This window comes from Achromobacter deleyi (assembly GCF_016127315.1).
Lineage (GTDB): Bacteria > Pseudomonadota > Gammaproteobacteria > Burkholderiales > Burkholderiaceae_B > Achromobacter > Achromobacter insuavis_A.
The window spans coordinates 4619345-4645127 of record NZ_CP065997.1 but is presented as its reverse complement, the minus strand read 5'-3'; the positions used below and the strand labels follow the sequence as shown (position 1 = coordinate 4645127).

Sequence of the window (25783 nt, the reverse complement as noted above, 5' to 3'; positions counted from 1 at the left end):
TTCAAAGCCGCTGACGGGACGCTAACGCGCTTGCTTCGGCGGCCGCCCCACGGCGGTCTTAGTGCCGCCACCATGTTGTGTGATGCGAGGACGGCACTTAATTTTCACCGCCCCCCTGGTGAAGGAGTCGTCAGAAGCCTTACTAGACCACACATAAGCTTCACCGCTGACAAGATGACTCATCTTGTCAGAAGTCAACTCACCGAGGGCGGCATTTGCTTTCTGAATATGCTTCAACCAAGCAGGCGAGTTGAATTTGTGCAAGATGATCTGTGATGACAGCTCGATCAAGGAGACAGGTACCGATGGTGGGTCCTGAGAGGCAACCATGATGCTGGTCCCTTTATGTCGCATCTCACGGACGACTTCTACTAAGCCGGAAACTAGGTCATCGTTCTCGATGTATTTGTGAGCTTCATCGAAGACCACGAGCTTGTTAAAAGCGCCTCCTTGGTAAGTCGCTTCCGAGAAAATCTGCAACATCACAACGAACAGACCGAGCGCCTCGTCCTTTTCGATGTACTCGTCACGCAGATCCACGATGATCAAGCGGCCCGGACGGATGAGGTCTTGAAGCCGTTGGTTATCCTCAATGTATTCACTAGCGAACAGCAGGCGCGTCTGGGCCAGCTCTTTCAGGTGATCGGACAGGCCAGAGTTATCAATGCCTGCTCGTAGGGCGTCCAAGGTCAGGTTGTCGCGCAGTCCCCTCATGATTAGATTGATTTGGCGCATGTACATGCTCTGACTGCCAATCGCGCCCATCAGGAATTTCCAGTGGGCGGCCTTAAGCTCGGAGGCAGAGAAAGCAATCGGCTTAACCTCGATATCCGGGTACTCGGCCCGGCGATCATCCACCTTGTTCGCAGGGGTAAGAATCAGCACATCCTTAAGCGCTTCTGGGTTGGCCTTGTAACGTTCGCGAAGGACGTGAATCTCCTCTTCCACCGAGTTGGCATTGATCATCGAGGTGAACTCCGGCGCATAATCCTGCGTCGGGCTGTAATGGAAGATAACCGTGGCAAGCGGGCTTGGCAGCACGTTGATATGCTGGAACGGCATAGAGGCCATCTCGATTACCGTTCCAAGGGTGTAGCTCTTGCCGCCGCCTTGAACCCCAAAGAGACTGATCGTGTGGGTGTGGTTGAGATCTAGCGCGACTTTTCTACCGGAGACCTCTCCGAGTAGTCCGTACTGAGGCGAGCCGCCATTGACGCCGAGCATGATGTCATAGCTGGCCTCTGCTTGAGGCACAGGCTCAGACGCCGGGTGTCCTTCAGGCTCTGGTTCAGCATGTGCTTCCGGTACCGCAGCCACGGCAGGTTGTTCGTCCTCGCTGTCTACTTCCGAAGCGATAGAAGGCGGTGAGGTTGGCTCGACAGCGCTCACCTGTTCTTCTGCCTCTTGATGAGCAGGCGCAGGTGCATCCTCTGCGGCCGCGAGTGCTGGCGCGGTGATTGGTACCTCCGGATCATCGTCCCAGAGCTCATCCATCGTCCAGGACGTTGACCGTGCTCTCTTGGGTGCGATAAAGGCCGCGGTCTCAAGTTTCGGCACGTTTGGTATGAACTGCTCGCTAAGAAGGCGTGCGGTCGGTTCTTCCTCAATCTCGACTGAAACAGGATTGCGGCAGTTCTGCAGTAAGGCGTGAATGAGATCCTTGCCGATGCGGTGGAATTCAATGCCCACCTCGTTGTCAGGGGCCTCGGTTCCGGTCTTGTCGAAGTCGAAGATCAGGGCGCAGCGTCTGAACTGAAGCGAGTAGCCCTGCTCGATGGACTCAAGTAACCCTCGTGCTTCCTGCGCAGCAGTCGCATCAAAGATCCCGTAACGCAGTGAGCGCTCTAGATAGAAACGAAGGATCTGAGCCAACTCCCGGCTCTTGAGCAATCTATCCGGCCGATCCGGCTTCTTCAAGGCCGGGTCAAAGTGGCGCTGGAGGATGCGCTCGCTCTGATTGATCTGGGCGGAAATCCGTTCCTTCAGTTGGTTGAAGGCCGCAAAGTCGCCAACTTGCGAATAGCATTTCACCTCGACCAGGTTGCAAGTGATCGTTCTGGTGTTCAAATCCAAGTCGAACAATCCCAAGTCGGTGCGTTGTAGGCTGATTGCATCATTGACACCATCTGACTCACCGCTTGAGCGGTAAAGGTCTGTGTGCGCATCCAACGGCACAATGACCTGATTGCTCAATGCGCCCTGATATTCGAGGTAGAGCCGAGCCAAAGCCAGACCAAGTGCTTCCGCCTGTTGTGTGCGAGCAGAAATCAGCTTCAGGGCAAGCTGACCGGACAGCGACCGCAGATTTGCCAGGATCTGAACCGACTGCTCGCCGTCGGCGGACAAGCCATGCTCAAGCAGCACCGGCTTCAGCATCGCCTCCAGTTCATCGTTCGAGCGCGACGAGATGATCAGGTTATGTGTCGCCTGGGAGCTGGCTCCCGGCACATAGTCAATCAGATAGTCCGGTCTGTTCTTCCGGCCGCCATGGTCGAAGAACTCAATCCCCATATTTCGGTCGATGGTGAACACCCAATCGCTGACCTGGTGAACCTCGTAGATCAGTTCTCGTTGGGCCACATCGAGGCCAAGGGTCACCACAGGCACAGCTTTGAAGCTGGCACCAGAAGCAGCAACCGCTGAGGTAGCAAAACAGACGTGTCGGCTCAGGGACGACAGCAAATCGAAGCACGCCGTATGGTTGTCCGCGCCGAGGGAGCGCCCGACAATCGGCCGCTTGTTCCAGAAGGTCCCCGAATCGTCATCAACGAACTCAGTGTCGAAGTCCTGTATCAGCCCATGCAGCGGGGTCACTCCCATCGGTTTCTCTGCAATGGAAAGCTCCTCGGCGGGAAAAACATCCAGAAGAACGCTGATGTGCGCCGGGAACTCCTTGGAATTTGCATGAAATTCGTTCAGTGGGTGCTTGGCCAAGTTCAGCTTGGAGAACAGATGGCTACCCGTTGAGGTCGCAAATGCGTCGGCGGCCTCGTTTACCGTGGCTCCGGGACGGACCATCGACTCAAGGGCCTCGCCCAAAACAGGTGAGTCAGGATCGGTGTTAAAGAGCCGCACGTCATAGCGCAAATCGGCATGCTCACGCTTCTGCTGGAGCGATAGCAGAGCCTCCGCAATCACCGATCCGGCCCCAGGGTTGAAGATGTTCAGTGATAACTCTCGAACATAGGGATGCTGAGAGAGATAGCGCTCGATCTTGTCCGCAATGACCTGTCCGGAAATATCTGTTCCCGCCGCAGAGGGCTCGGCCAAGCCAAGAGCCGAACAGATTTCCGCCATCAGACCACGGGAATTTTCCTCGGTCGTCGGGGCGTAGAGCGCCCAGAAAGCATTCAGGTTGTCCACCGGAGTGAAGATGCGGCCATCCTCGACGGGAATACCGACCGGGTAGGCAGAGGGCACAAGGCCATCCAACAGCGCGGAACGGACGTGAGGAATGTGATCCTTCCCGCCTGACTTGATCTTCTCAATCCAATCCTTACCCAGGGCGACCCAACTGCTCAGCCACAAGGCACGGAGCGGATGGGTTGGGGAGACCAAAACAGCCTCCCGGTGCCTTCCACCGAAGTCGGTCAAGATGACATGAATGGAGTCGACGGCCAGCACATTTCTGAGCGCTTGCAAGTGTTGCTGACGCTCGGCACCAGAAGTCGTCTCGGCCTGACGGATGAGGCTCCTGACCAAGTCAAGGTAGCTTTCAGCATACGCGAGGCATTCTCTTTCCGAGTCGCGGAACGAAAGCCCCTGCATGATCAGCTCGGCAGTGCCTTTGCGTACTGCTGCAAAAAACTCTTCGCGGGCAGCTAGGAAGGAAGCCATCCCGGCGGAAGATGGCAGCGTGAGTCCAACCTCGGAAGGCGGCTCGGCGGTATCCAGATTGATCTGCATTCGCCAGCCTGACGGGTGCTTAGGCTCTGCCAAGATGCGCTGCTCGATGGTTTTGAGCATACGCGAAAGCGGGATCTGAACCGCGCCCTCACGACCGAATTTTGCGTGTAGCGTTTCCTGGCGAGAGGTCTTCTTGGAACGACCGCCCTCGGCCCAGGCGACACCACTGATGGCGATATCATCGGGATCGCGTTCATCGCCCAGGGCAGTCAGTTGCAGCCGGAAACGCGCATGCTCCAGGCTCTGCTCAATGGGTATGGCGCGTTGGGGTGGTTCTTCCTCGATGTTGCCACCGGGCAGGACGTAGAAAGGTTCGCTCTCGTAGGAACGTCTTGCACCCTCCGAGGCGGAATCCGCTTCCAGCGGAATCGGATCGCCATCGGCCGTCCAAGGCATTACACGGATGAAATGCCATCCTTCTTCGAATTCGATCTTATTGAGCTTGGCCAAGTTGGTCGTGCATTGCAGGCGGTTCGGCGTCCACGCCTTGACTTTTTTAGATTTCCCTACCGGGCCGTCATTCTGCGAAATGATCTGAACCGTAAAATGATCAAGCCCGCTGACCTTGCCAGGGTGAGGGCTAACCTCGAACGCCACGTTCATTTTGCGGCGGTCGTTCGGCACCAGAACCTGTTGCCCGATGAGGCCGGAGAGTTGGTCGTCAGTCTCATCCTCCTGAACGACCGGCAAGTCGGTCTCCAGCACTGTCAGCAGGACCTTGTCCAGCGAAAGCTCTTCCTGGAACGTCCATTTGTCGAAAGAAATGCTCCACCAGCTCTTGTCGGTCGCGATGGGCGGCGTCCAGGATTCGGGCTCCTGGACATCGTATTTTTCAAAATAGGTGAATAGTCGCGACTCCAATGCCTTGTCGCTGAGTCCCAGATGGGCGATACGACCACGAACCGACTTGTGCGAGGCCATCAGACTGCGGACGCTGCCGAGGTTACGGCGAATCTTGCCATTGACCAGGCCGGGATCGGCAAAGAGCTTAAAGTCTGGAATCAACGTCAATTCATACAGGCTGGCCCCGAGGGTTTCTCCATCAATCCCGTTTTCGAGCGCAGTGAGCAGGTACCGCACGCGCGAAACATGGTCAGCAAACAACCACTCCTCCTCGGTGAGGATGCCCAAAAGATCGCGAGCATGGCGAACCAGTGTTGTCGGGAGCCGATCAAGCAGCGAGTCGATAAGGTCCTCGTAGATACCGGCGAAGGTCAGCTCCTCGAAGGTCGCCACACCGAACGAGTCCTCGGCGCTGGTGCGAAGCGAAGTCGGTATGAAGACCAGCAAAGGCTGACGCAGGTCGCCGTTCGCGTCCGGGTTGCGCAACTCCACCAGTTTGGTGGAAGTGACTCGGAAGGGCTGGCCCTCCTGATCATGGCTGCCGAGGATAAAGATGTTTCCGTCGGGCCGGGTCCGACGTAGTTTCTTGCAGACCGACTCCATTACCTCGTCATCGAGATCGGTGACCCGCATGCAGTGGCCTGGGCCACGGTCACCCAGGATCGCTTCGATACGGGGGCACAGTAGACAAGCGACCGCCGCGTTCAACTTATCCTGGGAAAGCCTGGTGAACGCATTACTCATGCACGCCTCCCGGTTTTATCTGTTCCGTCATTTCTCTCAATCGCATAGCGGGGCGATACCTTCTGGGTCACGTAGGCATCCGACAGGTCCTCGTAGAACCCGATTTCACGCAGGCGACGCTTGAAGGCTTCTAGATTGAGGCGCAGGGCGCGTCTGTCGAGGATGCTGCTGTTGGCCTGTGCTCCTTCCGGCAGCCGGTCGATGTGAAGGCCGTAGCGGCTTCTCAAAAAGGCCAGCAACTCCTCAATGCGAACCTCGCGGGTCACGAAACGCCCGCCATCCTGAGTGAGCACAGCCACCTGAAGGAGCACTTCAAGAAGCTTGCTTCCCAGCACAAACCGCCGAGGACTTCCCTTGGTTCGGGATTGGGCCAACAGGCCGTTCTCCTTGTTCTTCAGCAGCAGTGAGTCCAGGCACTCAGTGATGTACTGGCGGTGATACTTCCCGCGATATGCCATCAGGATTTCGATGAAGGATTCGAACTCACCAAGGCCCATGGCGGTGACTTCCCGGATTTCCGGATCGATGTCCTCGTTTCCAGAGGTCGATTCCTCGATCAAGCTGGCCAGGCGGAACTTGAAGTAGGCTTGGAGCTCGGCGTCGTGCTCGGGCTTCAGTAGAGAAACCAGATCGCCGACGGTGAACACGCCGCCCCCTGGAGTAGCCAGCTTGCCCGTCTTCTTGCTCAGGTATTCCGCCATCTCATCGAGCTTCTTGACGACGAAATTGGCCTGCACAAAGGCAGGAATCTGGCGATAGAGCCGGTCAGTGGACCTGCGAGCCAGCTCGACCATATGCGGATTGTTGACGTTCCCCATATCCACGACCAGCGCCACGGGATCAGGTGAACTCTCCAGCGCATTGTCCGAGCGCTGCTTCACCAGCTTGGGCAGTATCTGCAACAGCTTGAGGTGGTAGAGCGCCAGATGGAATGCCATCAGGGTTTTTAGGTAATCCACCAGCACCGAGCGAGGAATATAGGGCTCATAGGCCAATAGCCGCAGAAGGTCGTCGGCCATGGTGTCGGCATGATCGATCAGAAGTGGTGGAAAGCGCTCGGGCTCCTTGGAGTCCTGTGTGTCCTGAGTAACTTGAGAATCGAAGCGAAGTAGCGCTTGGGTTTCTACATCGACGACCGTGCCGGATTCATGCCTACCGGTTACATGGTCAATCCCAGGAAAAAAGAAGCGCTTTAGCGTGTCTCGGGCGGCCTGGCCCTTGCCTTTGCGGGCATAGTAGAGCATCCAATAAATCTGCTCGGCTGCCCCATAGTCACGGCAGTGCTTCGCATTTCGAAATTTGTAGGTCTCTCCATGAAGCGGTCGTGGAGAGGCGACAGCTTGATTCGACTTGCCCCGATTTACCACATCAAGAAGTTCGGTCTCTACCCACTTGTGGACAATGGAGGGATGTTCGTCAAAGCCCTCAAAATACTGCTTAACCTCTTCGGACAGCATCATTTCATCTGCAAATTCTTCTGGCTGCAAAATATTTGCGCGTGGCGGCTTGCGACTGCCATAGCCATTGAATTTGAGGCGAGGAAATAGCATGGTCAGCACACGATCCATTTCCGTGTGCTGCCAATGCAAATAACTGACCTTAGGTGTTCTGAATTCCTTGTCTCTACCCTTGATTGACATGATATTCAGCCCCCTTTTCAGAAACACCCAATGCCAATACGCCATCCTCTTTTCTGTTTATCTGGTAGAACCGGAGCCCATTTTCCGTCAGCAGAACTTCTTGATAGAGTGCAGCAGATAACAGGTTTTTGAATACCGCCAGACTTAACAGGAAACCTTCATGTTCCTCGATGCTGGGACGGTAGCCGTTGTTGAGCCGCATCAGCATTTCATAGATGTCAAGATTGATGCGCAGGCTGGCCTTATGCCCGTCACCGGAGTCGTAAAGCAGCACTAGCGCCTGAGACAGGCATTCAAGGAAAGGATGAGCCGCTGTTTCCTGCTCGGTGCGGAGCGTGAAATGGTTGCCGTCAAAGAGACGGTAACTGCGGATGGTGCCCTTATCCACCTGGCGAACACGCAGCGCCAACTGGTTGCCCAAACGCGCCGGATCGCTCAGACCTTCGCCCCGGTTGATGGCTCGAAGAATAGCTGTAACCTCATCTGCGCTTTTCGCTCCCGGCTGCTCAATGGCATCTAGGAAGGGATCGATGCTTCCATATGGCAGCATCTCCTTCCAGCCGGTGTCGCGTCGCTCAAAGAAGTGGCGACGGCGCATATGCGATAGATAATTGCGATGCTTGGCGATCAGTCGCGCTCGGTTCTTCGACGAGTAATCGCGAGGCAGATTGCGGAACAGCGTCGCCACAAGTTCATCGTCATACCCAGCCCGCTCCGCGAACGAGAAGCGGCTCATGGTCTTGGTCTTGGGATTGAGGAAGCCAAGCTCGCGGTCCAGGTCGGGATTGCTGACTTCGGCAACGTCAATTTCGCGCAGCAAGGCAATCAGCCGGTCATTGGATCCTTCCGCCCCGCCAAGCCACGAGTTGAAATAGAAACCGTCAAGGATGCGATTCTGGATTTCTTCTCCGCCGTTCTGATAGAGGTGGTGAATGCCGTCGCAATCCTGGGTGCCTACCAGCATGAAGGCCAGCGCCGAACGAAGGTCGCGCATGGTGATGTGCAGTCGGCCGCGCAGGTGCGTAATGGTGTAGAGCATCTTCAGGCGCTCAATCACCTTGGGACCGGCAACCGGGTCCTGGAAGGTCCGGGCGTTGTGATAGGCGTAGCATTTGCCCTTGAGATCGCACTTGTCGCATGCCTGCCAGTATTCCTGCTGCGTCATGCGAGCGATCAGTCGCTCCAGAATCGAAGGCTGACCTTCCTCGGGTTCGGCGACCACCGAGCGCAGGTTGAGGTTGATAACTGCGATACCGTCTTCCGGAGCAGCTCCGGCCAAGCCCTGCTGGATCTGCTTGGCAAGCAACGGGAACTCTTCTTCATGCTCAAGGAAGAAGTCGACCAGCCGTCCCTCGTTGATGGCGATTAGGCGGGTCTGATTCTCGGGCCAGCCGGAGGCATCTTTGCCCGCGAAGGGAGCGAAGAACTTCTGAAGCACGGCATCGTTGCGCTCGTCGCCTTCATCCTGGCTGCCGTCGTAGTTGCTTTGGTAGGTATGCCCCTTGAGCTGGAACACAGCCCCGTTCGCGCCGCGCTGTATCTGTGCGCCCTTGCTCTCGACAAAGGCCTCGAACTGCTGGATGAAGGCCGTCTTGCCGTCGCCGGCGTTACCGCTGATGATGACCAAACGGAACTCGCCCTTTAGCAGCGTGGGCTTGAGCTTTTCGTCCAGATAAGTCGACACGTAGGTGGCCTTGCCAACTTCGTCGAGGCCACGGGTGCCTGCGTTGGACACCTGGCTCTGGCTATAGAGCGTCAGCAGGTGGGTTACAAAGGGGTTGGTGTTGGGCTTGGTCAGCTCGAAACCCAGCTTGGACACCACCTTGGGTCCGGCACCAATCTCGCCGGTCGTCAGCACCGAGCGCAGGCGCTTGACCTCGGCCAGGGTAATCAAGAACTCCTCCGCCGACGCAAACCGATCCTTGCGCTCCGGCGCGATCATCTTCGCCAGCACATTGACCAGCGACGAGCTGAGGTCGGCGCAGCCTTTGAACTGCTTGGGGTCCCTGAGCTGAGTCTTGATCGGTGGCGTGGGATCGTCGAATGGATACTTGCCGGTCAGGCACTCATAGAAGGAGATGCCCAAGGCATAGAGGTCACGATCCATTCGATCCGAAGCATCCGGCTCGGAGGAGTAGTCGTAATCCGGCGGCAGGTAACGGCGCGTGCCGCCACCACCTTGAACCTCATCGTTCTCGGAGACCGCGACGTTGAAATCGATGATGCGAACGCCTTTGTCCGTCCATAGCAGATTGGAGGGCTTGACGTCCTGATGGTAAACGCCGTGCTTGTGGAGATGGGCCAGCCCCTCGGCTGCCTCGCGCACGATGCGCACGGCATCATCCAGCGACAACGCCTCGGCATCGATCAGATCGGAAACATCCAAACCTTCCACATACTCAAAGACAATGTAAGGCGTCTGCTTGGCATCGGCCATGCGATCCGCCCAGATCACCTTCACCACATGCGGATGTTCGGGGAGATTGGTCAGGGTCTTGTACTCGCGGCGCAGCCGTTCGTACACGCTGCGGCGGTCCTTGGTCACCAGCTTGATGACGCGCACCACATCGCCCAGGGAATCGAACACCTTGTAGGCGACGCCGAAGCCGCCGCTACCCAGCTTCTTCTGAATGCGGAAGCGATCCGCCAGGATGAAATCCTGCGGCAAGTTCATCAGGCCATCCGGGAGCTGTGGCACAACCACGGCCGGGCCGGAGTCGTTCTTGGCCTCGGGCAGAATCAGGTCATCCAGGGCCTTGCGAGCGATGGCTGCGCTCGTTTGCCGCTCCTCGGGGTCAAACTCGCAGAACTTCTGCAACCACTCGTCGATCCCCTTGGGCAGGTCCGGCTTGTGCTCCGACGGCTTGATGGGGAACTTGCCATCGGCCTCCATCATCTGGTCGACGCTTTCAAATGGCAGCTCGCCGGTCAGCAGCTCGTAAAAAATGAGCCCGGCGGCATAGAGGTCAGAGGCAATGCTGGCCTGGGTCGGGTCCTTGAAGCACTCTGGAGCCTGGTAGACAGCATCCAGATCATCCACCACCTGATCGGCGATGGTAGAGGTGCGGTTCTTGCCCACCCTGGCGAAATCGAAATCGGTTACCCGGGCCTGGCCGCCCTTGGTCAGCAGAATGGCGTCCGGGGTCAGGTTGCGGTGGATCACCTCATGCCGGTGCGCATGGTCCAGGGCCGACAGCACGTCGCGCATCACTTGGAGCTTCTGATCGAAGGTCAGCGCCATCGAGACCTTGTTGATGTGCAGGCGCAGGGCCTGGCCAGGCAGATCCTCAGTGACCAGCACCACCTTGTCTTCATCGTCTGAGACGAACAGATCCTTCACCGCCAACACATTGGCGTGGGTCGGCATGTGCGCCACGGCGCGATAGGCGTTGCTGATCTTCTTGAACTCTGCCTTGCGGGCGGCCTCATCCTGGTATGGGTCTGCCTGGTAGACCCGCAGGCGGGCCATGCCGCCACTCTTGCCCAACAGGTTGTGTTTGGCGCGGTACTCGGTGTAGCGGTCGGTGCCGCCCAGCTTCTCTTCCACCTGCCAGTCGCGGAACACCAGCGCCGCGCTCTTAGGCTTGGCGGTGCCGGTGATTGCCTTGGCGATCTGCGAGTGGAAGCGGGTGATGTTATCCAGCCGGTTGTCAGGGATACGGCTCGCGTCGCGGAAGTATTTCAGGCAGTGCTTGAAGTCGGTCACGTCCGGGCTGTCGATGCCCGCCTGATCGAACACGGCGGCGTCATCAGCAGTGAGCAACACCGCGGCATGGACATGAGCCTTGCGCAGCTCGATCTGACCGGGATTGCTATCGCGGATGAAGCTGGCCATCACCTTCGCGTGGTGACGAAGCTTCGCGAGGGGCGAGTGAAACGGTTGCCGCCCCTGCGGATACCACTTGGAGCCATACACATCGATGTTGCCCCGCGTCCCTTTGACATCCACCAGATACACCGCATGAGGCGCGAGGATGGCGATGTCGATTTCGAACACCTCCTGCCCTTGGCGCATCTCGAAGTTATGGAAGATCAGCCAGCCATCGGGAAGATGATCCCGGAGGAAACCAATGGCCTGACGTTCAGATTCGTTCGCGGGTTGCCCGATGGGTATGACTTTTGCCATTAGCGGCCGCCCTCTTCGATTGCACGCTCCACGAGGCGGCGGGCTTTGCCTTCGTGTTCAATGGCCTCATGTCGAAGTTTGGCGCTCTGTAGGCCCATTGCACCAATTTCCTCGATGACCTCATCATCTAGGTCAGGCACCAGAGTTTCCCCGATCTGGTTAACATCTAGATGCGGAATGGAGGAGCCATATGCGCGAGCTTTGAGTTGGCGGCGCCCATACTCGGATCTAAGTACAATGAAAAGAAAACCGGCAATAATCTCATTCGAGCAATTAATTCTAATTGCATCTTCTGAGACAGCAGATCCAACTATGGCGCCATAAGGAAGGACGGCAGTGCCGATAATGCCAGATATCTGCCCAGATCGAGGAACGAGCACTGTCTTCTGATCTACCAACAGCTCATCAATATCACTCATGTTTTTTGGTATGAGATAGCTGGGCTGTGGGTCCGCCCACATCAATGCCGATGTTCCGAACATTGGAATACCAAACTCCGGATCATCAATCTGGATTCTCTTGAATCGTTTCGGCTCGACTATGGATACCGCCTTATTTGCTACAGTGGTCGTCGGAACCGATGCGGTTTCGAGGGCCCTTACAGCATCACGATGAAACAAACTATGAAAGGCGCCGTCCATCCGCTTCATCAGGTTCGAAGAAGGTGTGACACTCAAGCTGAGTGGAATGCCATCTGATTTACTGGAAGGTAGCGCTTGTAGGCCCGCGGCACTTTCTAATTGCGCGATAGCTCTCGCAATGATTCTACTGGCTTCAACGCGTTTATTTGCGGCTTGTTGAACTAGCTCATGAGCCTGATCTTCCACGATGCCAAGGCGCGGAACAGGGAGATCGGCGATATGCTGCGGCTCAATATGCGGAATAATTGCGCCATATGTTCCGGAGGCAATAAGAGGGACTCCGAACTTGCTGCATAGGTAGGCATAGAGATAACCAGATTTAACTAAGTCTGGATTTGGGACAACCTTCATGATGTCCTGATTTGACCAAATCCCCTTCATGTCTGACCTGGCATAGGCCATTCTGCCGATGCTTCCAGAGCAGGTAATGAGAGTCATATCCGGCTTTATTTCGAGGAAACTAAGCTGTCTGGAGCGGGCATCTCGCTTGCTCAGCAGTGAAAGATTGGTCAGATCAGCCTGAAGCAAAGAGGATGTGGTCAAAAATGGAACGCCATGATCTGGATCTTCCACATAGTTCCGGACAAAGGGTGAACCATTATAGATCCCACCCTTATGCCCAGTGGTCAAATCCGTCAGCGGAGTTGTGTTCATCTGACTTAAAAGCTCTTTTGCTTCTATCGCTCCTGACACATAAGGCCCGCAGTCAAGGCGGCGACCGTTGTGTTCAATCCAGATACTTGGCACAACCTTACATTGAAACTTTCTGCTCATAACGTCACCTCGCCGTTTGCGCGGAATTCCTTGTATTTCTCTGCCACCAGCGGCAGCTCGTCATGAACACGGCGGTTACGGCGTGTGGTCCGACGGATTTCCACTTCACCGCCTTCTCGAACCCGCTCGATCACTTCCTCATCGAAAACCAGTTCCTCTCCATCGGGGGCTCGCTGGAACAGGAGATTGCCCCGGGCGTCTACACCAGCCCGGTCCACCACGGCCATGAAGACCTTGTATTCGGGGTGTTCGGTATTGATGAGCTCTTCCTGGCTGCGGCGGCGCAGAACCAAGAGACTGGGCAAGGCAGGCGTCAGGCCATATTCCTTCACCGTGACCTTGAACGGCTCCACCGGCAGGTCAACCGAGGCCAAGACCTCGCAGTGGCGGAGAATCCACCAGCGCACGTACTCGTCGCTGGGATTGCCCAGCAAGCCATCGGGCAACAGGATGCCAACGCGGCCGGTGCCGGGCTTCACCCATTGCAGGGCGCGTTCGATAAACAGCACCTCGGGCGGCACACCGCCGATGTTTAGATTGCCAGTGTTGCGGAATCCACCTTCTTCGTCGCGCTCCCAGTTGTTGCCCAGGTCGTAGCGCTCCAGGATGGAGGTGTCGCTCACGGTGTCTTGGGTGGAGAACCAGGGGTTAAGCAGGACTATATCCATATCTCCTAGGTTCCGGCTCATCGCGCGACAAGCATCCTCAACACCGTCAAGATCCCCGTCCGGGAAGGTGCGAGCATCGATGCGGAACACACGACCGGGATTGCCGGTGGTGAACAACACGTTCATGCGGCTGGCGACGGCGAGGAAGGGATCGATGTCACAGCCCAGGGCATTGCTGGCCGCCCAGGCGGCGGTCTCGTTTTGCGCCTGGCGGATCTGTTCGTTGGTGGCCTCTTCAGGCGTGGTGCCGAGGCCTGCCAGTTTCTTCTTGAAGATGTGCGCGGCGGTCATGGCCAGGAAGGTGCCGGTGCCGCTGGAGCAGTCCATGATGCGTTCGCCGGGTTGCGGGTCAAGCATCTCCACCGCCATTTCGGCCACGTTGAGCGGCGTGGGGTAGCGGCCCTCGCGGCCGTCCATCACGCTGCGGGCAACCGCACGGAAGGCCCCGGTACGGTAACGGGGCTGGGTTTCGCTCAGGGAGTAACGGGCCAGCTCCATGACCACGCGGGCGGTCTCGTGGGGTGCCAGCGTCAGATCCCAGCCACGGGTCAGCAGGTTCGGTTGCCAGGCCTTGGCGGCGGCAATGGATTCGGTGATGCGCTGAGCAATGGCCTGTTGGCCGGCCTCGGTGAAAGGCTCGTCACCCCTGATCCAGAACTTGCGCTCACCGGTGGACAGGGTCTCGTCGTGGATCTTGGCCAGCATCAGCACGGCCAACTGCTTGAAGGAATCCTTGTGATCGAGACCAAGGTTGCGGTTCAGATATTGGCGACAGCGCATCAGGGCGTCTTCCAGATCTTCCACTTCGGCGCTGACCTGAATGACACCGCCGGTGCGATCGAGATCGGTGGTGCGCTCGCCCGGAACCGGCCAAACACCCAACGGTTTGGGCCGGACTTCAAAACGGGCGCGCTCGATCTGGAACAGGAATTCCTCCTGCCCGTTGGTCCACATGCCAAGGGTCGCGCCTGGGATCAGTTCCAGCAGTTCCTTGAGCTCTCGCAGGTCGGCGTCGGCCTCGGCAATGGAGCGGAGCTTGTCGCGCTTTTTCTGATTCTTGCAGAGGATGATGCGCTGCAGGTTGTCGTTGTTGTGCTCGGCATCGGGACGGAAAATCGCGATGTCGATGCGCTTGCGCCCTTGCCCAGAGATCTGGGGGCTGTAATTCACCTCCAGGTCGTTCCGATCAAACCCGTAGCTTTCGATGAGCTGGCGCAGAACCTTCTGCACCAGCAGCTTCTTGGCTGAGGCGCTTTCCTTGTTGCCGGTCAGGATGTCGATGAAAAAGTTATCCGGGCCGCTCTCTTCGGCAGCATCCTGCGGAGCTTCAATGATGTCGTCTTGATCGCTCATCCGTTCTGCTCCTTAAGAAATTCGCGGTACTTCTCAGCGATGACCGGCAGATCGTTGTCCTCGATCTTTTCTCTACGGGTCAGGGTGCGTTCCACGATGCGCCCACCGATGCGGATGCGTTCAATATGCTGTTTGGGTTCGACGATCTCCTCGCCGTCCGGCGTGCGTTTGTAAAGCTTGTTGCCACGGCGGTCGAAGCCAACCTTGTCGGCCACAGCCATGAAGACTGGATATCCATCAATGCCGCCCAAAGCCTCAACGCGTTTTTCTTCTTCACTCTTTCGGCGCAGAAACAGCAGGCTGGTGAGGATGTTGACATTTGCCTCGGCGATAAAGGCTTCCACAGGCAAGTCAACAGAGGCAAGCACCTGGGTTTCACGCATGATCCACCAGCGGATGTATTCCGCCGCCGGGTTGCCGAGAACGCCATCGGGCAGGACGACGCCCATGCGGCCGGTGCCCGGCTTGAGCCACTTGATGCAGCGCTCAATGAAGAGAATCTCCGGCGCAACGCTGCTCTTGGAAGTGCCTGTGTTGCGGAAGCCGCCATCGCCGTCCGGTTCCCAGGTGTGCGCCAGCTCGTATTGCTCCAAAATATGCTTATCAGTTATTGGAATATCGGAGCCAAAAGGAGGATTGGTGGCAATGATATCCACCGACCCCAGCGGGATATCTTTTTTTGCGGGAGGCAAATCACCCAAGTGTCCCAGGGGAAATTCCAGGGAATTGATATTGTAGATATGCCCCCGACCGTCGCCTGCCAGCACCATGTTCATCTGGGCCGCGCGGATCAGGAACGGGTCAAAGTCTGCTCCGAACACATTGGCAGCTGCGTACTCCTTTAGTCTCTCATGGACGCTTAGAAAGTCTGTTGTGCTCTCTTTGCCAGCTTGCGTGTCCTTCTCATCGCGAAATTTCTTCAACATGTAGCCCAGGGTGGCAACTAGAAATCCGCCTGTGCCGCATGCCGGGTCCAATAATGTTTCGCACTCCTTGGGCTCGAGCATTTCAATTACCAGCTTCACGACCCCTCGAGGAGTGAAATACTGACCACGATCGCCGCGGAGATTGACGCCTACCAACTCTTGATAGGCCACGCCCTTGGCATCGACGTCAGTACGGGTGAAATCGTACTTGGCCAATTCGGAAACGATAAAAGCCAACGCCCGATCGGAGAGTGCGATCTCTTCATTGCCCCGAAAGATGCTCTTGTACTGCTTCTTGACGTCGGTGAAGAGCTCTTCGATACGGGCGCGAATAGCTTTGCGGCCCTGTGGCTCGAACTGCTCCTTTGGGCCCGCCCAGAATCGGCGTTTCCACGCCTGGCGCTGCTTGCCCCGCAGATTCTCATCGTGCATCTTGCAGAAGATCAGATAGAGGAACTGCCAGAAGGCGGCATCCTTCGGCATCCCTTCGTTGCCATGGATGTAGTTGTGGCAACGGCGGAAGGTGATCTTGAGCATCTCGTTGTCGGCGATTCGGGTATGAGCATCGGAGATGACGTCCTTGGTGCCGACTGACTCCTCTGCAATCGGCCAGTCGCCTATGGGGCTGCACTTGGTTTCAAAGCGTTTCTGTTCCTTCTCGACGAAGAAGAACTCCAGACCATTGGTCCACAGACCGTACTGAACCGCTTCGACCTCCCGCATGATGACCTCGATATCATCGAGGTCTCTTGACGCTTGTTCGAAGTCACGGATGCGCACCGCATTCTTACCGACGTTCGGCTCCTGACGGCAAACTACAGCGCGGCCCAGATTCTCGATACTGTGTTCTTTGCCGTGGTGGAAGATCGCTATGTCAACCTTCTTACGGCCGCCAATGGAAAAATCAAGCTCCATATCTTCTGGCGAGAATCCATATTCGTGAATCAAGGCGCGAACCACGCGCTGCCGGACAAGCTCTTTTTTTGTTTCTTTGAGTTGTTCTCCGGAAACATAGTCGAGCACGTATCCCGCCGGAATCGTGCTCTCGGCGTGCATGTTCTTCTTTTTGCTCATATAAAAGCTCCGATCGCCGAGTTAGATGTCATTGGTGACTGTCCTCGCCGAACTCTTGGGTTGCGTGTTTCTGTTGCTCGATCCACATGTCGATGTCCTTTCGGGAGAAGCGCCACTGGCCCCGAACTTTAAATGCGGGAAGCTCGCCGGCTTGGGCCATGGAATAGGCGGTTTTTTCTCCGACCTTCAATAGGGCCGCGACTTCCCTTATCCGCATCACTTCGTCGTTGCTCATGACACTGCTCCTGCCCTCCCCTCACCTGGGGACGGGATACTGGAAGTTGCCGTTAAACGCCAGACTTTACCAGCTTCGTTAAGTGTTGCGCAACGCTAAACATTGAGATAGCATGCGAGGGATGAAGAATTTCGGCGACACTGTCCGCTCACTGCGTACAGCCCAGGATCTAGGCTTACGAGAGACAGCCACCAAGGTTGGCATCTCGCCGGCTTACCTCAGCCGTATTGAACGAGGCAAGGAGAGCCCACCTCGACCTGAAGTGATCAAAGAACTGGCGCGAGTTCTTGCGGCGGACCCGGATGTTCTCTTTCGGTTGTCCTCTTCTACGGACCCAGACGTTGTGGACTACCTTCGAGACCAACGTGAAGTGCTCAATCTGTTACGTTATCTACGTGACGCATGTTTTACAGAAAAAGAGATTAAGCGTCTCATCGAAGCTGCCGCTGAGATCAAAAGTACTTCTTGAGATTTAGCTGAAGCGTAGTTTTGTAGAAAAGTTAGCGCTAGATCCGTCATTATCTTGTATAAAAATACGCGCCAAAATTATACCGACGTTCCAACGCTGATCTGCGTACCCTCGCCTGGCGGTCATCTAGGGGGATGCCCATGACCAATCGTTCGGGACTTCGGATGTCACTTGCTCTGAACATCGGGTACGCCGTTTAACACCCAGCAATGACAGCCTGCTTTTGGCCCACATTTCGACATCAAGTCACCCACGTATTCTTCTGAATCCTCGATCCCCAGCGATGAACGCCTCCAGCATGTGCGGGATCAGCGTCACGGCATCGACCGTCTCGCCATACGCCTGCGCGTGCAGCGCGGCGTAGCGGTCGAGGTCGGCTTTCAGGCTGGCCGGGCAAGCGAAGGTCAGCTTGATGCTCTCGGTCTTCGGCAGCGGCCCGAGTCGCAGCTTCTTGGTCGTGCTCATCGTGAAGTCCCCCGATTGAAGAACAGCGGCTGGTACGGCCGCAACACCAGATCCCGATTGACGATGATGCGAACCGGCAGGCCCGGCCGCTCGGTCAAGGTGGGCTGGATGTTGAGGTTGCGCCGGGTCATCTCCTGGCCGACCTGATTGATGCTGTCCTGCGCGCTGTCGCGTCCGGCGATGATGATGCGATCGCCGTCTTGCCGGTTCTCCGGCGCGGCCAGCTCGGCACCGACGCCCAGCAGAGTGGTCAGCACCGCGCCGGCGAAGATGCGATCCCAATGCCAATCGACGCCATCCTCCAGGCCCGCGTAGCCGGCCGGGTCAGTGCCGGTCAGGTTGTCGAGCGTGAGCGAAGACGTGTCGGGCAGGATGATCCGGTTCCAGGCGACTTGAACGCGGCTCTGCCCGTAGCTGACCTGGCTGTTGTAGCGGCCGAGGATGCGCGAACCCTGCGGAATCAGCAGGAAGCGCCCGGTGGCCGTGTCATAGACCGGCTCTGTCACCGTGGCGATCACGTCGCCGGGCAAGTCCGACTTGATGCCCGTGACCAGCGCGCCGGCGACCACCGTTCCGGCCATCACCTGATACGGCGATGCGGGCATTTGCAGGTTGCCGGAATTACGGGTTTCCGTGGTTCCGGCTTGCTGGAACGCCTCTTTCTGGTCTTGCCTGTTCTGCACGGCCGTCGGGTCGGCGGGCTGGGCCGCCGTCGAAGCCGGCCCGGCCGCCATCGGGTCGAAGGCCGCAGTGGCGGCGAAGCCCGGCGCGGCGGCCACCTGCGACTGCGCCACCGGCGCGGCTTGCTGGGTGCCGGTGCGGAAGAATACCGACGATGCAGCCGCTTCCTCGGCCTCCTTCAAGCGGGCCAGGCGTTCCGCCTCGGCCGGGTCGTGACCAGGGGCGGCGTAGGCGGCTTCGGCCGGCTGCTGCGAGTTCACGATGGCCGGCCCAAGATCGCCCGGCAGCGGTGGCCCCAGCTCGGGCAGACCGGGGGGCAATGTCGGCGGCAGCTTGGAATAGTCGGCCGGAAGCTGATCGAGTCCTTCGGAGCGTGAAACGCGATCGACGTTGTAAAGCTCGGTCTGCTCGTTGACCGTGCGCCGCTGCGGTTGCAATGACCACATCAACGCGCCGAGCACGGCGACCGACAGGCCGCCGGCGAGGATGGCCAGCGTGCGCCGGTTCAGCCGTGTGACCGGCCGCGGCTGGGCGCGCAGCGCCACCGTCTCGGGTTCGACCTTGACCGCCTGCGGCGCGGCAACGTCGGGAGTGTCATCCTGGCTCATGGTCAGTTCCCCCGCGCAATGCCGTCGGTGCGCTCGATGCGTACCACGTCGCCCTTATCCCCGCCGAGGCGCAGTTCGGCCGCGCCAAACAGGCGATCGACGATGTAGTACGGCGAGCGGAAGCGGTAATTCACCAGTTGCCCGTCGCCCTGTGCGCCGATGACGAACAGCGGCGGCAACTCGCCTTGGGCGATGCCCGGCGGGAACTGGATATAGACCTTCTCGCCGTCGTCGAAAGCGCGCAGCGGCTTCCACGGCGGATTGCTGCCGCTGATCGCGTAGCGGAAGCGGATGCGCTCAAGCGACAGGCCGGTATCGACTGGCGCGGTCGCCTGCGCGGCCTGCGCCTGGCGCTGCAAGGCCAGCATCCGATCTCTCGGGTAATCCCAGGACACCGATGCCATCCAGGCGCGTTCGGTCGAAGTGAGTTCCAGCAGGTACGTCCGGCGGCTGGTGGTGATGACCAAATTCGTCTTCAACCCGGAACGGATCGGCTTCACCAGCACATTGATGTGCAGTTCGTCGCCGCTGCCGCTGGACGTGTCGCCGACGATCCAGCGCACGGTATCGCCGGCGGCGACTGTCACCAATTCTTCGCCGGGCTGGAGCGAAATCACGGTCACGCGCCCCGGCGCGGCATAGACCTGATACAGCGCGCCGTCGGTGTACGGCCAGACTTGAATCGCGTTGACGTAGCCCTCGCGCGTGGGCGCAATGCGCGCCTCGGCGTTAGCCTTCGATACGCGCACGGTTTCGTCGGTCGGCTCAGGCGCCGCTTCGTCCACCTCGGGCAGCGGTTTCAACTGCGCCGGCATCGGCAGCACCGTTGGCACCTCCACCACTTCGACCGGCTTGGGCGGTTCAGGCAACGGCTGGGCCTGCACGGGCTCATCGAGCGAAATGGTCGGCGGCGGCTTGCCCTGCGTGGCGCAGCCCGCCAGGACAAGAAGCATCAACGGCAAAGCGTAAAAGCGGAAAGGCAGGTTCATGGCTTGGCTCCTTCGGAAGAATCCAGCTCGCGGCTCCACGACAGGCCGTTGACGTAGATGCCAAGCGGGTTGTGGCGCAGACGTTCCTCGGTGCGCGGGGTTTGCAGCACGATGGACACCACGGCCGTCCACCGCTCCAGCCCGGCGGCCGCGCCATTGACGTAGCGGCGCTCCGTCCAGCGCACGTTGAACGACGTGTCGCTGGCGCGCACGACACTGGTGATCTGCACCGTCACCGACTCGCGGCCGATGCGTGCGAACGGGTCGTTGGTGCGGGCGTGGTCGTTGAGCACGGCCGCGCCCCTGTCGGTGGTGTAGTCGTAGGCATCCAGCCAGTTCTGCCGCACCACGATGGGGTCGATGGACAGCGACCGAACCAGCGTGATGAAGCGCGCGATGTGGTGCGCCGTCTGCGCGTCGTTGGGCCGGTACGGCGTGGCCGCTTCGCCCACGGCGCGTACCTGTCCGGCATTGTCCACTTCCACGACATAAGGCGTGACGATGGACTGCGCCGAGCGCCACACCAGGCCACCGCCCATCAACAGCGCCAGCACCAGGCAGCCGAAAGCCATCAGCCGCCAGTTCTTCGCCTGCACGCGGGCCGAGCCGATACGCTCGTCCCACACCTGCGCAGCGGATTGATATGGAGTGGCAGGCTGCGGCGTATCGGCATAGCGCACCTGCGGTCGCTTGAATCGCATGGTCGTCTCTCCTTATGAATCGGAATCGCGCAGGCTTGGGCCTTGCCCTGAGCCGCCGCCATCGCCACCGCGCAGCGTGTGGGCGGTGGTGGTCGCGGCATGGGTCATCTGCTGGCGGCGGTGCAGGCGCTTGGCCCAGGCCGGTTGCTTCTGCCCGGCGGCGGCCGGGGCATCGCCTTCGGCTGCGCTCCCTTGGGTGGCGGCGCCGCTGGTCGCTGCCGCACCGCCGCCAGAAGCCGGTGCCGCGCCGTCGGCGCGGAAAGCGGCGGCTGTCCGGTCTTTGAGCGAACGCGCCCCGGCGGCGGCATTCTGGCCGGCGGCCTGCGCGCCGGTCTTGGCGACGTTGCCCAGGCCCGCCATCGCGCCTTTGGCCCCGCCACCGGCTGCGGCGGAACCGGCCTGGAACGCCGACCGGGCGCTACCGGCCGTCGAGGCAGCGGCACGCGCACCGCTGCCGGCCAACTTGGCGGCGGCCGGCGCCATACGCGCCCCGGCCATGACCGCACCGCCCACACCAGTCGCGGCGGCGCCAATGGCAACGCCCGTGCCAACAGCGCCGACAGCGGCACCGGCCATCGCGCCCGCGCCAAGCTGTGGCGCACCGGACACCAGGCCGGTGGCGATGCCTGGCCCGAAGATGCCCAGCGCCAGCAGCGCAAGCGAGGCGAGCATCACGACCAGGGCATGGTCGATGGACGGTTCATCCGGCACGGTCTGGAACTCGGCGAACAGGCCCGAACCGATGCCGACGATCACGGCCAGCACCAGTACCTTGACGCCAGACGACACCACGTTGCCGAGCACCTTTTCCGCGAGGAACGAGGTCTTGTTCCAGAGCGCGAACGGCACCAGCACGAAGCCGGCGAGCGTGGTCAGCTTGAACTCGATCAACGTGATGAAAAGCTGCACCGCCAGCACGAAGAAGCAGAGGATCACCACCAGCCAGGCGAGGAACATCACCACGATGGGGTCGAGGTTCACGAACACCTCGGGGAAGCCGGCCATGTCGCCGATCTGCTCCAGAATCGGCGCACCCGCGTCGATGCCGGTCTTCGCCAGCCGCCCCGGTTGCAGGAAGTTCTCCATCGTGATGGCCGAGCCGGTGGCCGTCAGGCCCAGGCCGGCGAACGAGCGGAACACGATGCCGGCCAGCCAGTTGAAGTTACCGATGATGTAGGCGAAGGCGCCGACGTAGAGCACCTTGCGCAGCAGCTTGGCGATCACGTCCTCGCCTTGGCCGGTTGCGTGGCTCATGGCCCAATACAGGCCGGCGATTGTCATGTCGATGACGATGAGCGTGGCGGTCAGGAACGCCACTTCGCCTTGCAGTAACCCGAACCCGGAGTCGATGTAGCGCGAGAACGTATCCAGAAAGCGGTCGATGATGGTCACGTCGTTCATGGCGTGTCCTCGGATGCAGGCGAGGCCGGCGTTTCGCCGCCATCGGCGGGTTCATCGAAGCTCGGCGGAATGGGCGGCAGATCGGCCAGCGTCCGGTATTCGTCCGGCCCGGCCTGGCCGGCGAAGAAGCGCTGCCGGAACGCTTCGGCGGCAGCGCGGCAGGCGTCCTCGCCCACGGCTTGCCGGTCGGCCGCGCATTGCGCGCGCAGCGCCGTGAGCCGCACGGGATCGGCGGTCAAGGCATCGGCCAGGTCTTCGGCCTGCTGCTGGCCGCACGCGGTCAGCAGCAGGGCCAGCAGAGAAGCCGACAGAGCGAGGACGCATTGCATGGCCGTCTCCCGTCAGTTGCCGTAGAAGTCCACGCGCTGCGGCGTGTATGGCGTGCCGGTGCCGAGGAAGCGCCGCCGCATTTCGCGGGCGCGCTCGGTGGCCGCCGCCTGCCGCGCCAGTTCCAGCGACGCCGCACGGTCTTGCGTGATCTGGAGCTGCTGCGCCTGGATGGACTGCTTGGCCTGCAAGGCAAGGAGCTGGTTCGTCGCCTGCATGGCTTGCAGCGCGCCGGTGGCGGACTGGCTCTGGCTGACCAGATCGGCCAGCGCGCTTTCGTCTTGGGTCAGGTTCTGCGACACCTGGGCTTGCATCCGCATGGCGGTGTGCAGGCCGTTCAAGCTGTTCTGCCAGCGTTCGCGGGCGTCCTGCGCCATGCGGTCGCCGCTGACGGTGGCGGCGTACTGCTCGGGATATAGGCGCGCGAACTCCCGATCCATGCTCGTCACGTCGTAGGCCAGCCCCTGCGCCTCGGCGATCAGGCGTTCGGTGGTGGCGAGCGTCGAGCGCAGACGGTTGACGATGTTGAAGTCCAGACGCGCGAGGTTGAGCGCCTGGTTCATTAGCATCTGTGCTTCGTTCTGGAGCTGGTTGATTTGGTTGTTGATCTGCTCAAGCGTGCGAACGGCGGTCAGCGTGTTCTGCACGAAGTTCGATGGATCGAACACAGTGATGGCGGCCACCGGCTGTGCGAGCATCAGCGAGACAGACAGCGCGGCAGCGAGCGAGGCGGACAGCAAACAGGGCTTGGTCTTCATGGTGAAACCTCCAGTGGTTGGGCGTTGAGGAACGAAGCGGCCGCCGGTGCGGACGGCAGCAGGTCGGCGGCCCAATCAAGGCCGCGATGGCGCAGCCATGCGCCGGCAAAGCCGGGTGCGCCGGCCTGCGTCAGCACGCGGTCTATGTCGCGTTGGTCTTGCGGCGTGGATGTGCCCGCGAACGCGAGCGCGGCCGGCCCCAGGTCGAGGTCGAACAGGCGATTGCCGAGGCGCGATTGGTAGTAGTAGTCGCGCTTGGGCTGCGCGGTGGCGACGATTTCGATTTGCCGGCTGTTGAGGCCGAAGCCCTCGTAGATCGTGCGAATCTGCGGCTCGGTGGCCTGCGGGTTAGGTAAGAAAATCCTGCTCGCGCAGCTTTCGATGATCGCGGGCGCGATGCTCGAATCCTTGATGTCGGCCAGCGACTGCGTGGCGAAGATGACGCTGACGTTTTTTTTCCTGAGCGTCTTGAGCCATTGGCGGATGCGGGCCGCGAAAGACGGCTCATCAAGGAACAGCCACGCTTCATCTAGGATCAGCAGCGTGGGTGCGCCATCGAAACGCTCGTCGAAGCAGGCGAACAGGTAGCGCAGCACCGCTTGCACGGCGGCGGGGCTGTGCATCAGTTCTTCCATCTCGAAGCCCTGCACGTCGGCCATGCCCAGCCGGTCTTGGTCGGCGTCCAGCAGCTTGCCGTGGGCTCCGCCGAGCACGTAGGGCGAGAGCGCCTGGCGCAGCGCGTTCGATTGCAGCAGCACGGAAAGCCCGGTCATCGTGCGCTGTTCCATCGGCGCACCGGCGAGGCTGCCGAGTGCCGACCAGATGGCCACCTTCTCGTCCGGGCCGACGGTCACGCCTTCATGCAACAGCCGGCCTTCCACCCATTCGGCGGCCCAGGAACGGTAGCCCTCATGGTCGATGCGCGCGAGCGGCTGGAACGCGATGCCGCCATCGGCGCCCAGGTCGTAGTGCTCGCCGCCGAGGCCGAGGATGGTGGCGCGCATGGAGCGGCCCATGTCGAATGCGAAGATCCGCGAGCCGAAGTAGCGGCGGAACTGCAAGGCCAGCGTCGCCAGCAAGACCGACTTGCCCATGCCGGTTGGGCCAGCGACTAGCGTATGCCCCACGTCGCCGATGTGCGTCACCAGCCGGAACGGCGTCGCGCCATCGGTGCGGGTGACGATCAGCGGCGGGCCGTCGAGGTGGCCGTTCTTCTCCGGCCCGGCCCATACCGCCGACAGCGGCATCATGTGCGCCAGGTTCAGCGTCGAGGCGATGGGCTGGCGCACGTTGGCGTATGCGTTGCCGGGAATGGACGACAGCCAGGCATCCACGGCGTTGAGGGTTTCGGGAATGGTCACGAAACCCCGGCCCTGGATGACGCGCTCCACCATGCGCAGCTTCTCGTCGGCCACGGCCGGGTCGGCATCGAGCACCGTCACCGTGGCGGTAAGGTAGCCGAACGCGACTTGATCGCTGCCCAGCTCCTGCAAGGCCGCGTCGGCATCGGCCGCCTTGTTGCTGGCGTCGGTATCCACCAGCGGCGATTCCTGCTGGAAGATGGTTTCTCTCAGGAGCGCGACCACGTTCTTGCGCTTGGCAAACCACTGGCGGCGCAGGCGGCCGAGTTCCTTTTCCGCTTCGGCCTTGTCCATGCACAGGAAGCGCGTGCTCCAGCGATAGGCAAAGCCCAGGCGGTTGAGGTCGTCCAGCAGGCCCGGCCAGGTCGAGGTCGGAAAGCCCCGCACCGACACCACGCGCAGGTGCTGGTCGCCCAGCGTGGGCGCTAGGCCACCAACCAGCGCGGAGTCGGCCAGCAGCGCGTCCAGATGGAAAGGCACTTCGGGGACGCCGATGCGATAGCGCCGCGTCGAGACGGTCGCGTGCAGGTAGGTCAGCGTCTGGCTGTCGTCCAGCCAGGCGATTTCCGGCATCACGCCGTCGAGCAGGTCGAACACGCGATCGGTTTCCGCCACGAAGGCATCGAGGCGGCCGTCCCAATCCACGCCATCGCCGGGCGAGTTCTCGTAGAGCAGCTTGGCGGCGCGGGCGCGGGATTCCTCCGGCGGCAGGAAAGCCACCGTCAGGTGATAGGCGCTCTCGAAGTGATGGCCCGATTCCTCGAACGCGGCGCGGCGTTCTTCATCGACGAGCCAGGACAACGGTTCGGGGAAGTCGGAATGCGGATAGTCGGCGGCGGATTGGCGCTCGGCCTCGATGAACAAGGCCCAGCCAGAACCCAGCCGGCGCAGCGCGTTGTTGAGCCGTGCAGACGCGGCGATCAACTCGCCTTGCGTGGCGCTGTCCAGATCGGGGCCGCGGAATCGTGCCGTGCGCTGGAAACTGCCGTCCTTATTCAAGACGACGCCGGGCGCGACCAGCCCGGCCCACGGCAGCCAGTCAGCGAGCAAGGCCGGGCGCTGGCGGTATTCGGCGAGGTTCAGCATCGCGGCA

The 25783-nt window shown here is 60.0% G+C and carries 16 protein-coding genes; 1 reads left to right on the top strand and 15 read right to left on the bottom strand.

What is annotated here, in order from left to right; genetic code table 11:
* Window positions 1-21: 21 nt before the first annotated feature.
* Genes mads8 through mads1 form a run of 7 tightly spaced genes read right to left on the bottom strand, consistent with a single transcriptional unit; the run spans window position 22 to window position 16930 of the window.
* Window positions 22-5493: a methylation-associated defense system ATP-binding protein MAD8 gene (gene mads8, locus I6I07_RS21125; RefSeq protein WP_198483578.1), complete on the bottom strand. Its 5472-nt coding sequence runs from the start codon at window positions 5491-5493 to the stop codon at window positions 22-24.
* Window positions 5490-7133: a methylation-associated defense system protein MAD7 gene (gene mads7 / locus I6I07_RS21120; RefSeq protein ID WP_420094514.1), complete on the bottom strand. Its 1644-nt coding sequence runs from the start codon at window positions 7131-7133 to the stop codon at window positions 5490-5492. The genes mads8 and mads7 overlap by 4 nt, the downstream gene beginning before the upstream one ends.
* On the bottom strand, window positions 7117-11259 hold the full coding sequence (mads6, locus tag I6I07_RS21115; RefSeq protein WP_198483576.1) for a methylation-associated defense system protein kinase MAD6: 4143 nt from the start codon (window positions 11257-11259) through the stop codon (window positions 7117-7119). The genes mads7 and mads6 overlap by 17 nt, the downstream gene beginning before the upstream one ends.
* Window positions 11259-12674, bottom strand: a complete 1416-nt coding sequence (gene mads5, locus I6I07_RS21110) for a methylation-associated defense system restriction endonuclease subunit S MAD5 (RefSeq protein WP_198483575.1) — start codon at window positions 12672-12674, stop codon at window positions 11259-11261. The genes mads6 and mads5 overlap by 1 nt, the downstream gene beginning before the upstream one ends.
* A complete protein-coding gene (mads2, locus tag I6I07_RS21105; protein WP_198483574.1) occupies window positions 12671-14695 on the bottom strand; it encodes a methylation-associated defense system DNA methyltransferase MAD2 in 2025 nt (674 codons plus the stop codon). Before mads2 (I6I07_RS21105) ends, mads5 begins: the two co-directional genes overlap by 4 nt.
* A complete protein-coding gene (mads2, locus tag I6I07_RS21100; RefSeq protein WP_198483573.1) occupies window positions 14692-16695 on the bottom strand; it encodes a methylation-associated defense system DNA methyltransferase MAD2 in 2004 nt (667 codons plus the stop codon). The genes mads2 (I6I07_RS21105) and mads2 (I6I07_RS21100) overlap by 4 nt, the downstream gene beginning before the upstream one ends.
* A gap of 28 nt (window positions 16696-16723) precedes the next feature.
* Entirely contained in the window at window positions 16724-16930 is a 207-nt protein-coding gene (mads1, locus tag I6I07_RS21095) for a methylation-associated defense system helix-turn-helix domain-containing protein MAD1 (protein ID WP_198483572.1), read from the bottom strand.
* A 121-nt stretch (window positions 16931-17051) separates the two neighbouring features.
* Here mads1 and I6I07_RS21090 point away from each other — a divergent pair, with 121 nt between their 5' ends.
* On the top strand, window positions 17052-17399 hold the full coding sequence (locus tag I6I07_RS21090; RefSeq protein ID WP_198483571.1) for a helix-turn-helix domain-containing protein: 348 nt from the start codon (window positions 17052-17054) through the stop codon (window positions 17397-17399).
* A gap of 246 nt (window positions 17400-17645) precedes the next feature.
* On the opposite strand, the gene I6I07_RS21085 is transcribed toward I6I07_RS21090, so the two are convergent.
* The 8 genes from I6I07_RS21085 to trbE are packed head-to-tail and all read right to left on the bottom strand — an operon-like array spanning window position 17646 to window position 25776.
* A complete protein-coding gene (locus I6I07_RS21085) occupies window positions 17646-17864 on the bottom strand; it encodes a DUF2274 domain-containing protein (RefSeq protein WP_198483570.1) in 219 nt (72 codons plus the stop codon).
* Window positions 17861-19153: a TrbI/VirB10 family protein gene (locus I6I07_RS21080; RefSeq protein WP_198483569.1), complete on the bottom strand. Its 1293-nt coding sequence runs from the start codon at window positions 19151-19153 to the stop codon at window positions 17861-17863. Before I6I07_RS21080 ends, I6I07_RS21085 begins: the two co-directional genes overlap by 4 nt.
* A gap of 2 nt (window positions 19154-19155) precedes the next feature.
* Window positions 19156-20142, bottom strand: coding sequence for a P-type conjugative transfer protein TrbG (gene trbG, locus I6I07_RS21075; protein WP_198483568.1), 987 nt, complete (start codon window positions 20140-20142; stop codon window positions 19156-19158).
* A complete protein-coding gene (gene trbF / locus I6I07_RS21070) occupies window positions 20139-20843 on the bottom strand; it encodes a conjugal transfer protein TrbF (protein WP_198483567.1) in 705 nt (234 codons plus the stop codon). Before trbF ends, trbG begins: the two co-directional genes overlap by 4 nt.
* A 12-nt stretch (window positions 20844-20855) precedes the next feature.
* Window positions 20856-22244 (bottom strand): P-type conjugative transfer protein TrbL, encoded by a 1389-nt coding sequence (gene trbL / locus I6I07_RS21065; protein WP_198483566.1) that lies wholly within the window; start codon window positions 22242-22244, stop codon window positions 20856-20858.
* Complete coding sequence (locus tag I6I07_RS21060; RefSeq protein ID WP_198483565.1) at window positions 22241-22573, bottom strand: hypothetical protein; 333 nt, start codon at window positions 22571-22573, stop codon at window positions 22241-22243. Before I6I07_RS21060 ends, trbL begins: the two co-directional genes overlap by 4 nt.
* A 12-nt stretch (window positions 22574-22585) precedes the next feature.
* Window positions 22586-23329 carry a P-type conjugative transfer protein TrbJ gene (gene trbJ / locus I6I07_RS21055; RefSeq protein WP_198483564.1) on the bottom strand — a complete coding sequence of 248 codons (744 nt, stop codon included), beginning with the start codon at window positions 23327-23329 and terminating at the stop codon, window positions 22586-22588.
* Window positions 23326-25776, bottom strand: coding sequence for a conjugal transfer protein TrbE (gene trbE, locus I6I07_RS21050; RefSeq protein WP_198483563.1), 2451 nt, complete (start codon window positions 25774-25776; stop codon window positions 23326-23328). The genes trbJ and trbE overlap by 4 nt, the downstream gene beginning before the upstream one ends.
* Window positions 25777-25783: the final 7 nt, after the last annotated feature.

What these genes read in the sequence shown, in the direction of transcription:
- mads8 (WP_198483578.1), bottom strand. Translation starts at nt 5,493, where the DNA reads ATGAGTAATGCGTTCACCAGGCTTTCCCAGGATAAGTTGAACGCGGCG.
- mads7 (WP_420094514.1), bottom strand. Translation starts at nt 7,133, where the DNA reads ATGTCAATCAAGGGTAGAGACAAGGAATTCAGAACACCTAAGGTCAGT.
- mads6 (WP_198483576.1), bottom strand. Translation starts at nt 11,259, where the DNA reads ATGGCAAAAGTCATACCCATCGGGCAACCCGCGAACGAATCTGAACGT.
- mads5 (WP_198483575.1), bottom strand. Translation starts at nt 12,674, where the DNA reads ATGAGCAGAAAGTTTCAATGTAAGGTTGTGCCAAGTATCTGGATTGAA.
- mads2 (WP_198483574.1), bottom strand. Translation starts at nt 14,695, where the DNA reads ATGAGCGATCAAGACGACATCATTGAAGCTCCGCAGGATGCTGCCGAA.
- mads2 (WP_198483573.1), bottom strand. Translation starts at nt 16,695, where the DNA reads ATGAGCAAAAAGAAGAACATGCACGCCGAGAGCACGATTCCGGCGGGA.
- mads1 (WP_198483572.1), bottom strand. Translation starts at nt 16,930, where the DNA reads ATGAGCAACGACGAAGTGATGCGGATAAGGGAAGTCGCGGCCCTATTG.
- I6I07_RS21090 (WP_198483571.1), top strand. Translation starts at nt 17,052, where the DNA reads ATGAAGAATTTCGGCGACACTGTCCGCTCACTGCGTACAGCCCAGGAT.
- I6I07_RS21085 (WP_198483570.1), bottom strand. Translation starts at nt 17,864, where the DNA reads ATGAGCACGACCAAGAAGCTGCGACTCGGGCCGCTGCCGAAGACCGAG.
- I6I07_RS21080 (WP_198483569.1), bottom strand. Translation starts at nt 19,153, where the DNA reads ATGAGCCAGGATGACACTCCCGACGTTGCCGCGCCGCAGGCGGTCAAG.
- trbG (WP_198483568.1), bottom strand. Translation starts at nt 20,142, where the DNA reads ATGAACCTGCCTTTCCGCTTTTACGCTTTGCCGTTGATGCTTCTTGTC.
- trbF (WP_198483567.1), bottom strand. Translation starts at nt 20,843, where the DNA reads ATGCGATTCAAGCGACCGCAGGTGCGCTATGCCGATACGCCGCAGCCT.
- trbL (WP_198483566.1), bottom strand. Translation starts at nt 22,244, where the DNA reads ATGAACGACGTGACCATCATCGACCGCTTTCTGGATACGTTCTCGCGC.
- I6I07_RS21060 (WP_198483565.1), bottom strand. Translation starts at nt 22,573, where the DNA reads ATGCAATGCGTCCTCGCTCTGTCGGCTTCTCTGCTGGCCCTGCTGCTG.
- trbJ (WP_198483564.1), bottom strand. Translation starts at nt 23,329, where the DNA reads ATGAAGACCAAGCCCTGTTTGCTGTCCGCCTCGCTCGCTGCCGCGCTG.
- trbE (WP_198483563.1), bottom strand. Translation starts at nt 25,776, where the DNA reads ATGCTGAACCTCGCCGAATACCGCCAGCGCCCGGCCTTGCTCGCTGAC.